General features: G+C 46.4%; 11 protein-coding genes. 1 reads left to right on the top strand and 10 read right to left on the bottom strand.

Going from position 1 to position 10,487, the window contains the following annotated elements; translation table 11 throughout:
• Nucleotides 1-66: 66 nt before the first annotated feature.
• The gene (ahcY, locus tag Q0241_RS08670; protein WP_299376115.1) at nt 67-1,362 is read right to left on the bottom strand and encodes an adenosylhomocysteinase; all 1,296 of its coding nucleotides are present in this window, start codon (nt 1,360-1,362) and stop codon (nt 67-69) included.
• A 196-nt stretch (nt 1,363-1,558) separates the two neighbouring features.
• On the bottom strand, nt 1,559-2,425 hold the full coding sequence (locus Q0241_RS08675; protein WP_299376118.1) for a LysR substrate-binding domain-containing protein: 867 nt from the start codon (nt 2,423-2,425) through the stop codon (nt 1,559-1,561).
• A gap of 125 nt (nt 2,426-2,550) precedes the next feature.
• Here Q0241_RS08675 and Q0241_RS08680 point away from each other — a divergent pair, with 125 nt between their 5' ends.
• Nucleotides 2,551-3,255 carry an ureidoglycolate lyase gene (locus Q0241_RS08680; protein WP_299376120.1) on the top strand — a complete coding sequence of 235 codons (705 nt, stop codon included), beginning with the start codon at nt 2,551-2,553 and terminating at the stop codon, nt 3,253-3,255.
• Between the two features lie 25 nt (nt 3,256-3,280).
• Here Q0241_RS08680 and ptsP read toward each other — a convergent pair whose 3' ends face one another.
• From ptsP to Q0241_RS08720, 8 genes are all read right to left on the bottom strand, one after another.
• The gene (gene ptsP / locus Q0241_RS08685) at nt 3,281-5,047 is read right to left on the bottom strand and encodes a phosphoenolpyruvate--protein phosphotransferase (RefSeq protein ID WP_299376123.1); all 1,767 of its coding nucleotides are present in this window, start codon (nt 5,045-5,047) and stop codon (nt 3,281-3,283) included.
• Between the two features lie 109 nt (nt 5,048-5,156).
• Nucleotides 5,157-5,423, bottom strand: coding sequence for an HPr family phosphocarrier protein (locus tag Q0241_RS08690; RefSeq protein ID WP_299376126.1), 267 nt, complete (start codon nt 5,421-5,423; stop codon nt 5,157-5,159).
• 46 nt (nt 5,424-5,469) lie between these two features.
• On the bottom strand, nt 5,470-5,862 hold the full coding sequence (locus Q0241_RS08695) for a PTS sugar transporter subunit IIA (protein ID WP_299376128.1): 393 nt from the start codon (nt 5,860-5,862) through the stop codon (nt 5,470-5,472).
• A gap of 225 nt (nt 5,863-6,087) precedes the next feature.
• Entirely contained in the window at nt 6,088-6,987 is a 900-nt protein-coding gene (gene rapZ, locus Q0241_RS08700; protein WP_299376131.1) for an RNase adapter RapZ, read from the bottom strand.
• Between the two features lie 45 nt (nt 6,988-7,032).
• Complete coding sequence (locus Q0241_RS08705) at nt 7,033-7,485, bottom strand: HPr kinase/phosphorylase (RefSeq protein ID WP_299376134.1); 453 nt, start codon at nt 7,483-7,485, stop codon at nt 7,033-7,035.
• Nucleotides 7,486-9,138: a stimulus-sensing domain-containing protein gene (locus Q0241_RS08710; RefSeq protein WP_299376138.1), complete on the bottom strand. Its 1,653-nt coding sequence runs from the start codon at nt 9,136-9,138 to the stop codon at nt 7,486-7,488. It lies immediately after the preceding gene.
• Between the two features lie 38 nt (nt 9,139-9,176).
• Nucleotides 9,177-9,677 (bottom strand): hypothetical protein, encoded by a 501-nt coding sequence (locus Q0241_RS08715; protein WP_299376141.1) that lies wholly within the window; start codon nt 9,675-9,677, stop codon nt 9,177-9,179.
• A 93-nt stretch (nt 9,678-9,770) separates the two neighbouring features.
• A complete protein-coding gene (locus Q0241_RS08720; protein WP_299376147.1) occupies nt 9,771-10,469 on the bottom strand; it encodes a response regulator transcription factor in 699 nt (232 codons plus the stop codon).
• Nucleotides 10,470-10,487 lie beyond the last annotated feature (18 nt).

Genomic DNA, 10,487 nt, shown 5'->3' on the forward strand with positions numbered 1-10,487 from the left:
CCCTGAAGACAACGTTTCCTAGCTGTCATGGCGAAAAAGCTCGCCAATCTAACCTTAATAACGCAATTAGTAACGGTAGTGATCCTGTTTGAAAGGACCTTCTACTGGTACGTCAATATAATCAGCTTGTTCTTGTGTCAGTTTGGTCAGCTTAACACCTAGTTTCGCAAGGTGAAGTATTGCAACTTTTTCATCCAGCGCTTTAGGAAGAACATAAACTTTGTTCTCGTAGTTCGCTGAATTTTCCCATAGCTCGATCTGCGCAAGAACCTGGTTTGTGAAAGATGCTGACATCACAAAGCTTGGGTGGCCTGTTGCACAACCAAGGTTAACAAGACGACCTTCGGCAAGAATAATCAGACGTTTACCATCAGGGAATTCAACTTCGTCAACCTGATCCTTCACATTGTGCCAAGGATAGTTACGAAGAGCAGCGATCTGGATTTCAGAATCAAAGTGACCAATATTACAAACGATTGCACGATCTTTCATTTCACGCATGTGATCGATTGTAATGATGTCTTTGTTACCCGTTGTCGTGACAAAGATATCACCGATAGGAGCTGCATCTTCCATTGTTGTCACTTCGTAACCTTCCATTGCGGCCTGAAGCGCACAAATTGGATCAACCTCGGTTACAAGAACACGTGCACCCTGTGTACGAAGAGAAGCTGCGGATCCTTTACCAACATCACCGAAACCACCAACAACAGCAACTTTACCAGCAACCATTACGTCTGTTGCACGTTTGATGCCGTCAACGAGGGATTCGCGACAGCCATAAAGGTTATCGAACTTGGATTTTGTAACTGAATCATTCACGTTGATTGCAGGTACTTTCAATGTGCCTTTTTTGGCCATTTCATACAGACGATGAACACCTGTTGTCGTTTCTTCAGAAAGACCACGAATATCGTCCAGAAGTTCTGGGAAATGATCGTGCACCATAACAGTCAGGTCGCCGCCATCATCAAGGATGAGGTTTGGCTTCCAGCCATCAGGACCTTCAATTGTCTGTTCGATACACCAATTGAACTCTTCTTCAGTCTCACCTTTCCAGGCAAAAACAGGAACACCCGTTGCAGCAATCGCCGCAGCAGCCTGATCCTGAGTAGAGAAAATGTTACAAGAAGACCAACGAACCTCTGCACCAAGGGCTGTAAGAGTTTCAATCAAAACCGCTGTCTGAATTGTCATATGCAAACAACCAGCGATTCGAGAACCCGCTAGTGGTTTGCTTTTGCCAAATTCTTCACGGAGCGCCATTAGACCTGGCATTTCAGTTTCAGCAATTGTGATTTCTTTACGGCCCCAATCAGCTAGGGACATATCCGCAACTTTATAATCAGTAAAATCTGTCATGTACTTGGCTTTCGTTTATTGCAGTAACATAAAGAAATCTTTATGTGTTTATTTTGGCAGGAAATTAACAGCCTTGAATAAATATTGCAACCCATTTTCGAAAAACTCAGCACCCTTTAGAGTTTGCAAAATATGACTGTGCTCAACTTCATTTGATATCAATATTTTATCCGGAAATGTTGCGCGAATGACTTTTTTACCCAGCAAAAGTTCTCGCGAGTGAAACAAAAGCCTCCACAACACGCCGCTTAAGCTGACTTTTAAGGCAAATCACCATATCACGATTACTATTTGCGAGTTCTTTGAGGGGCACAGCAACCGTTCGATCATCCCCAAGCACTTCATGTTCGAATAAAAATCCGATGCCCAAACCAACAGCAACCGCTTCTCGAACCGCTTCACGACTACCAAGTTCCAATTCATTCTCATAGCGCAGAGATAATTCCTTCACGGCCTTTTCAAAGACCCGGCGTGTATTTGATCCACGTTCACGTAAAATCAATGGCGCCCCCGTCAAGTCAGACAAAGAAAGCATCTTTCGAACAGCAAAAGGATGATCCTTATGGATCAAAGCAATCATTGACTGCACAGAAAGTTCATCAATTACCAGTCGATCACTTTCAGAGCAATTCGCCGTTATCCCCACATCTGCTCTTTGCGCTAAAATATCCTGTCTTACAGTTTCTGCATTACCAAGTGTGACTGTCAATTTGATACCCGGATACTTTTCACGAAATGCAGCAATGATATTCAACGCCGCATGAGGGCCATCGGCAGCTATTTTCAGATGGCCTTTCTCCAACGCAGAAGACGATGACAGATAGTTTTGAATTTCTTCTTCTTCGATAAAAAACCGACGTGTTTTATCGTACAGCACCTGACCATCCGAGGTTAAGATTGCCTTTCCACCACTGCGAATAAAAAGTGTCAGACCGTAAGATTCCTCTAGGCTCTTCACCTGTATCGTAACTGCTGGTGGGCTCAAGTTCAAAAGATTGGCCGCCCTTGAAAAACTGCCTTCTCTTGCAACAGCATCAAAAGCTCTAAGTTGGCTATGTCTCATGATGGTACCGATCCATCCTCTGAATTAAATTTTATTTAATTTATTAAATACTGAATTTAATTTGTTTTGGTAAGCCTCAATTAGCAGACTGAGGACGAAACCTAAACATCTGTTGGGAAACTTTAATGTCTAAGCAGTCCTCTCAAAACGCCAATTCAAAGGGCCATACTGAAAAGAAATCCTTTGACTACATGAACCCTTCTGTACCGCCCGAACTTCCTCTATTTGACGTTCCATTGATCAAAGCGTCCCCTGAATCGCTCCAGGGTTTTGGAACTGTCGTCACGGATTATATGTCTCATCCCGTTGAAATTGTGCAATGGCCAGCACAAGGTTGGCGCAAAATTGACGCCGGTACCGGTGACGAAGCCGGACACCTTGAAGGTATCTTTGAATTTTGGTGGGAAGGTGATGTTCTCTTGGGGCAAAACATGGCGGTAAATGATCGCTATATTCTGGGCTGGTCAGAGCAACCGGGACAAGCATCACGTACAAACAGCACACCAGACCGCTCTCAGCTCTTGATCTGGCATGCAAACTATCATCCAGATGGTGCACAGCTTTTTTATCCTTTGGATAACAAACCTTTTATTGCTGCTCTGGCAAAAACTGGGGATGATATGAAACCCGAAGATTGGGTTGCCTTCTATTGTGACGGATCATTTGGTCTGTGTATTCGTCCGGGCATCTGGCACGAAGCCATCACACCGCTTTCACAAAAGTCCCGGTTCTATGATAAACAAGGCGCTGTCCACGCCAGAGTAAGTTGCAACTTCACTGAAGAGTTTGGCGTTTTTCTTCGCATTCCTTTAACACCACCATCTGAATAGTCATGACGAGACGGATGCAAAACGGTTAAGAGTTGTAACGCTCATTATAGTCTTGGAGCATAATTGAAATACGCCCGGGATCGTGCTGGGTCATGATCGCTTCCGCACGCCGGGTGACATCTTCCATATTCAGTTTCAGGATTCTGTTTTTAACCCGTGGCAAAGCGTTAGAGCTCATAGAAAGATCTCGAACTCCCAACCCAAGCAAAAGAGGTAAATAATCAACATCACCCGCAACCTCGCCACAGACAGAAACCGGAATGTGGGCCCGTCGCGCGGCATCAACTGCAAAAGAAATCAAACGTAACACCGCAGGATGCAAGGGGTTATAAAGATAAGCGACCTGCTCTTCTGCACGGTCAATTGCCAAGGTATACATGGTCAAGTCGTTGGTACCGATAGCAAAAAAATCAGCAACCTTGGCTAGCCCGTCCGCTGCCAATGCTGCCCCCGGGACCTCGATCATAATTCCAAGCGGCGGCAATGGATCAGCAATACGAATATCTTGCTTCTTTAAACCCTTTGCGACTTCTTTCAAGACTTTACGAACTTCACGAACCTCGCTGGGTGTTGTCACCATCGGCAGCAATATCCGCAAAGGCCCATGAGCACTGGCTCTTAAAATCGCCCTCAGTTGCGTCTTTAATAGATCACGGTGTTTCAACGACAGACGAATTGCACGTAACCCAAGTGCCGGGTTTTGGGATTCTGTAGGATGTGTTCCCAAAGCAGAAACCAGCTTCTCCCCCCCGGCATCAAGCGTTCGGATCGTCACAGGGCGCCCAGCCATGCCGTCTATAATCTCTGCCAGTGCTTCGTACTGCTCTTCCTCACTGGGTAACTCTTCTCTGTTCATAAACAGAAACTCAGTTCTCAAAAGGCCAACACCTTCGGCCCCATTCGCCACGGCTTGCCCTGTTTCACGCGGCAGTTCAACATTGGCTTGCAAGCCAACTCGTTGTTCATCAACTGTTACAGCAGCAACATCACGTAAGCCGGCCAAAACCTTGACTTCACGTTCAATATCTTTGAGACGAAGCTTATAATCTTTGATACGTGCAGGGCTTGGGTTGATAATGACCCGTCCGTTTGTACCATCAATGATTATAGGCTCACCGTTTTCCACACCTTTTAAAAGGCCGGGAACACCAAGAACCGCAGGCAAACCAAGCGAGCGCGCCATGATCGCGGTGTGTCCCTCTGGTCCACCAAGAACCGTCGCAAAACCACCAATGTGGCTGGGATCCATCATTGCTGTGTCTGCAGGGGTAATCTCTTCAGATAGAATAACAGAATTTGGGGCCAACCCAGTATAGGAGTCCGTTTTCGTCTTGGTCAGATTACGAACAATGCGATGCCCAACCTCGCGAACTTCCTGTGACTTTGTTCGCAAGTATGGATCTTCCATGGCAGAAAACTTACGCGCAATCTGCCCAACCTCGGCCATTACGGCCGCTTCGGCATTTTTTTGCCCCGTTTGAATGCGCGCCTCAATTCCCCCAATCAAACTAGAGCTTTTGAGCATCTGCATATGGGCATCTAGGAGGTAACCAAGCTCTTCACTTGCAGCGCCATGAAAATCTTTTGATTGTCCGTGTAGCTTGAGAACCTGGTTTTGCGCCTTTTCAACAGCGTCGGACAAACGTTTACGTTCGCCTGCAATCTTTGCCGTCGGAACCCGATACTCCAAAATTTGAATGTCGCTGGATTCACTGACGTAGGCAGAACCAATTACCACCCCCGGAGAGACAGCAAGACCTTCGAATATACGTTCACCGGACGTGTTGGTCACAGCGCATTCCCATCTTATAATTTAAGCAAAGCGATGAAGACTTTCGCTCCCTGGTGCATATTTACCCAAAAATTTTATCAAGAGAATTAACCCTCAAAATTTGAGTAAATCAGTCTTCGTCAAACTTATTCGCGACCAATTCTTCCAGTGCTTTCATAGCTTCTTCGGCAGATGGTCCCTTGGCAGATAATTCGATTTCACATCCCGGGGCGGCCGCCAACATCATCAACCCCATAATGGAACAGCCAGATACGCTTGTCCCATCCTTACAAACGGTCACTTCTGCATCAAAAATCTCGGCAACTTTCACAAACTTTGCCGAAGCTCTGGCATGTAGACCCCGCTTGTTCAAAATCATCAATGTTTTGGTAAGCAAATTCTGATCCCCCCTTAAAACCCAAAACGATCGGTTTTAAGCGCGCTTAAAGAAGCTCTGAAGCGACGTGTATGTATTTACGACCTGCTTCCTGGGCTTCTAAAACTGCTTCCTTCATAGGTTTTGTTTCACGCAGACCAGCCAGCTTGATCAAAAGAGGCAAGTTAACACCAGCAACGACCTCAACATTGGCCTTATCCATAATAGATATGGCAAGGTTAGAGGGGGTACCACCAAACATGTCCGTTAGAATCACAACACCACTACTATCCTCTACCTTTTCAACAGAAGAGATAATTTCCTGACGCCTTTGTTCCATGTCGTCTTCAGGACCTATACACACAGTTTCTATCTGTGTCTGTGGTCCAACAACATGTTCCAATGCTGCCACGAATTCGAGAGCCAAGTCACCATGTGTGACCAGAACCATCCCTATCATGCCTTCCCTTTCCGCAGGCGCTTTCCCTTTATAGACGGGAAAATTAACAGTAAAGCATGACCACACACAAGGCGAAGCCACATACTAAAGATAAATATTCTCAAGAAAGCGGGTATTTAGCGGTTTAACAACGGTAAGAATGTCTTAGAGACTGATCGTTCATCAGCTTTCTGTCCGCTTTTTCGACCCACTGGTTACTTTGATACACAAGATTATTAATAGGGATTATTTATACCGGTCAGGCTCTTTGTCCATATCTCGATGCGCAATAATGATTTGCGGCCATACATCATCTAGTTCTTTACCTAACCATTCAGTTAAAGCAACAGATCTGTGACGCCCCCCAGTACAGCCTATTGCTATTGTCAGATAGTTTTTACCCTCTTGCTGATAGCGAGCGAGGAGTGGGATTACTAAATCCTTCAAGCGAGATGCAAAACTTGAAAAGTCAGAATCTTCACGGACATAGTCCGAAACAGCTTTGTCTTTTCCCGATAGAGGGCGCAAATGCGGATCATAATGAGGGTTTCGCAAGAAGCGCACATCAAACATAAGATCCGCTTCTCTGGGCACTCCGAAACGATAAGAGAAAGACATAACCTGTACGGTCATCACCCCGCTTTCTTCCAACCCCAGCAAACTTGTTAAGCTCTGCCTGAAATCTGCTGATGTGGTATCCGAGCTATCAATCGCAAAATCAGCGCGTGCCTGCAGCGGAGCAACCAATAATCGCTCAGCAAGAATACCGTCTTTTAGGGGACGATCTTCGGAAAGGGGATGACGACGGCGCGTTTCTTTAAAGCGTCGTTCAAGAACATCAACTGAGCAGTTCAGGAAAACCAGCGAAACATCCAACTCGGGCCGTTTTTTCAGTTCACGAATGTGCTCTAGCAGAGGGGGCGCGGAAAAATTTCGAGATCGGATATCTATGCCAACAGCCAGAGGTCGGCGGCGCGGCTGATCACCAATGACGAGGTCCAGTAAATTCAGCGGTAGGTTGTCAATTGCCTCAAATCCGTGATCTTCAAGAACCTTCATTGCGGTGGAACGACCCGCACCAGAAAGCCCCGTCACCAAAACGACTCTGAGAGGCTTTTCGATTTTACTCTCTTGAGAAACTGACATAGATGCTCGCCCTAGTACCCGATAAATGACAGAAAGAACAATATTTTACCTTACTATATCGCTTTCTGGGCGGGATATGGCAAGTAACAGCTTTGCGACAGTTGAATGATCAAAGCTGTGTAGCTGGATACAAGGGATTTCAACACCCAAGATTTTTTCTTTTCTCACGTCGGGTAATCGTTCGACTTCCCCACGAGAAACCAGATCGACAACTAACCCTAACGGCACATCAGAACAGTAAGAGAAAGACACAATTCCCAAGCCCCTGACCTCCAGTTTTCCTGCGATGGAAGGAGGAGGAGAAGCAAGAATATTATCACCCAATTTCGAAAGAAGAGTCTGATCATCTGATACAAGCTCGGCACGCCCGGCATCAATCATCCTTAAGGCTAAATCAGATTTTCCAGCGCCCGGTTCTCCCCGAAGCACAACAGCTGTCAACCATCCGCCATTCTGAAAGGCAATAGTCGTACCGTGAACAAGTTGACTATCAGACATCTATTTTTGCTCTTCGGGTAAAGAGATCGTAAAGCGTGCGCCAAGGATGTTCCCGCTTTCATCCAGTCGATTTTCTGCAGTGATCGTTCCGTGGTGAGCTTCTATAATTTGCTTGGAAATACTTAAGCCTAGGCCAGAATGTGTACCAAATTTCTCGCCCTCAGGACGCTCGGTATAAAAGCGATCAAAAATAGCTTCAAATTTACCTGGAATAATACCGGGGCCATCATCATCAATAGTAATCAAAACTCTTCCCTGTTCTGACCTAGCCGCCAACCGTATTTTACCATCTTGCGGGCTGAAGGTTTTTGCGTTTGTCATCAGATTACGTAAAACCTGCCCCAATCGGCCTTCCAACCCTTGAACACAAAGTTTTTGATCGTTTTTGATGTCAGTTACAAAAACAGGACAATTTTCATCAACACGCTGGATCTCAACCAAAGCTTCCAAAAGCTTACCTACGTCAACTTCTTCCATCTTGGCGCGGGAAAGCTCTGCATCCAAACGGGAAGCATCAGATATATCACTGATAAGACGGTCCAACCGTTGGACATCGTCCATAATAATAGCCAATAATTTTTTTTGCTGTTCAGGATCACTTATACGAGAAACCGTTTCAACAGCAGAGCGAAGAGACGTCAGCGGGTTTTTGATCTCATGAGAAACATCTGCCGCAAAGCCTTCGATCGCGTCCATTCTGGCCCACAGAGCTTCGGTCATCGCCCGTAGAGCGCCAGACAAATCACCAATCTCATCACCCCTATGGGTAAAGTCAGGAATTTCATATTCACGTCCCTTCCCATAACGCACAAAATCAGCAGCATTTGCCAACCGACGTAGCGGACGCCCGATAATTCCCGCGAGATATAGTGATAAAAGTACCGTTACACCCAATGCCAGACCACAAACCGCGAGTATATCCCGACGACGATCCTGAACCGCTTGTGTCACGACCTGCGCATCCTTTGAAAGCATCAGGGCACCGAGGACCTGACGATATCTTTGCACAGGAACAGCCATAGATAGAACAAGACGGCCCGTTGTATCCGTCCGTACCATTCCTGCGGGTTCGCCGTTCAAGGCAATAAGCACTTCGGTATAGTCTTCTGCACTTTGATGTTGCGCTTCCCGATAGAGCGGCCAGTCATCATGCCCCGGGAGCCAGTTAATAATTTCTTCGTAAAACAGGATGATACGATCCATCATCCCCATGCCTCCGGGCGGCGGTAGTTCGCCGACCTCAACAGGGCCACCAACCCCGGCAAGATAAAGACTATCAGCCAGCATTTCACCACTGGTTGCAAAGATTCGGGCGCGAACACCAATGTCGTTCAGCATTGCCCGCATTAGACTGCGTGTCAGTTCAGGAACAAGTTTTTCACTCCCAACCTGACTGGCAACAACGGCGGTCGATCCTAGGCTGAGGGAAAAGGCTCGCCCCTGTATCGATAAAGCGTCTAGTTCAGATGCAATAAGGCTCAACCTGTATTGTTCCAGATGCATCAATCCGACAACCGGAATCATCAAAACAAAGCTGTTAATCAGAAGAATCTTGTGGGTTAAAGACGAACGCCATCCCCGCTTGCGCCCCTTGCGGTGCTTTTTAACGGTTTGCGCTATTTCAGCTTTTTGCTTATGGCTTTCGTCAGCCACAGTTTCCCCCAAATAACATCAAGTACACACTCAAACTATTACAGCTCAGTCAGGATTCTGGCGGCTTGATCATTCAAGCTATAGCAAGTCACCGTACCTCCGGTGGCTTGTATTTTCCAAGCTTCCAGATAACTGCCGAGATAAATCAGTTTCTCATCAGAAAAAACTGACAGGCTATCCAGATGCTTCTGGTTTCCCCGTTGCCCCCATAAGACACGGTCCGGGCGCTTCCCTTGCAGATCACAAGGGGCACCTGTTCCACCGGTTTTCAGGGCCAATCGAATTACCTTTTCTTGCTGTCGGCTCAAAGACTGCGCAGGTGAGTCATCAGCAACACCCGCAGAGTTCACAAGGATAATATCGTAATCAGGCAAAACCGGGCCAGAGATTGCCGATCCGTTATTTTCACTCAAAAGCTCGGAATTACCCGTCTTTGACTTCAGTTCCGAATGTTCATTGGTTCCACCAAACAGCGTCACCAACCCAAGAACAATCAGTCCCATTCCGACAAACAAACCTACGCGTTCCATTTTATCCATTAAAAGGTTCTCCGTATCACAAGAGCCCCAAGCTCTTTTTTACAGCTAACCCCCAGTAGGATGTTGAGTAGGACGTTGTGCGGAACATCCCGCTTATTCACGATAGCGATAGCCAACACCATACAACGTTTCAATTTGGCCGAAATCGTCATCACACTCTTTGAATTTTTTCCGTAATCTCTTGATATGACTATCGATTGTTCTATCGTCAACATAAACCGCATCGCCGTAAGCTGCATCCATTAACTGGTCACGGTTTTTCACATGCCCTGGGCGTTGCGCCAATGCTTTTAGAATTAAAAATTCCGTCACAGTCAGGTTGACGTGCTTCCCTTTCCAAGTACAGAGATGACGCGACGCATCCAGCATCATTTCTCCTCGTTGGATGGGTTTTTCGCCTTCTTTGCCTTCGCTCACATCCTGCTTAGCTTTTTCCCGGCGCAATAAAGCCCTGATTCGCTCAACCAGTAATCTCTGTGAGAAGGGTTTAGTGATATAGTCATCTGCTCCCATCCGAAGTCCCAGGACCTCGTCAATTTCATCATCTTTCGACGTTAGAAAAATTACAGGGATCGAGTTGCCTTCACGAATACGACGCAAAAGCTCCATACCATCCATTCGTGGCATTTTGATATCAAGAACGGCTAGGTCAGCGGGGCTGGAAGTCATCCCGCGTAAAGCTTCCGCACCATCTGTATAGGTACGAACTTTAAAGCCTTCGGATTCAAGAGCGATAGATACCGACGTTAAAATATTTCTGTCGTCATCTACCAGTACAATGTTGCCTTCCATGCCATTCCTCATTTCAAG

Source organism: uncultured Kiloniella sp., from assembly GCF_937128705.1.
Taxonomy (GTDB): Bacteria; Pseudomonadota; Alphaproteobacteria; order Kiloniellales; family Kiloniellaceae; genus Kiloniella.

Bases quoted from the DNA above. Each gene is read 5' to 3' on its own strand.
- Q0241_RS08675 (WP_299376118.1), bottom strand. From the start codon at position 2,425: ATGAGACATAGCCAACTTAGAGCTTTTGATGCTGTTGCAAGAGAAGGC.
- Q0241_RS08715 (WP_299376141.1), bottom strand. From the start codon at position 9,677: ATGGATAAAATGGAACGCGTAGGTTTGTTTGTCGGAATGGGACTGATT.
- Q0241_RS08705 (WP_299376134.1), bottom strand. From the start codon at position 7,485: ATGTCTGATAGTCAACTTGTTCACGGTACGACTATTGCCTTTCAGAAT.
- rapZ (WP_299376131.1), bottom strand. From the start codon at position 6,987: ATGTCAGTTTCTCAAGAGAGTAAAATCGAAAAGCCTCTCAGAGTCGTT.
- Q0241_RS08680 (WP_299376120.1), top strand. From the start codon at position 2,551: ATGTCTAAGCAGTCCTCTCAAAACGCCAATTCAAAGGGCCATACTGAA.
- Q0241_RS08720 (WP_299376147.1), bottom strand. From the start codon at position 10,469: ATGGAAGGCAACATTGTACTGGTAGATGACGACAGAAATATTTTAACG.
- ahcY (WP_299376115.1), bottom strand. From the start codon at position 1,362: ATGACAGATTTTACTGATTATAAAGTTGCGGATATGTCCCTAGCTGAT.
- Q0241_RS08695 (WP_299376128.1), bottom strand. From the start codon at position 5,862: ATGATAGGGATGGTTCTGGTCACACATGGTGACTTGGCTCTCGAATTC.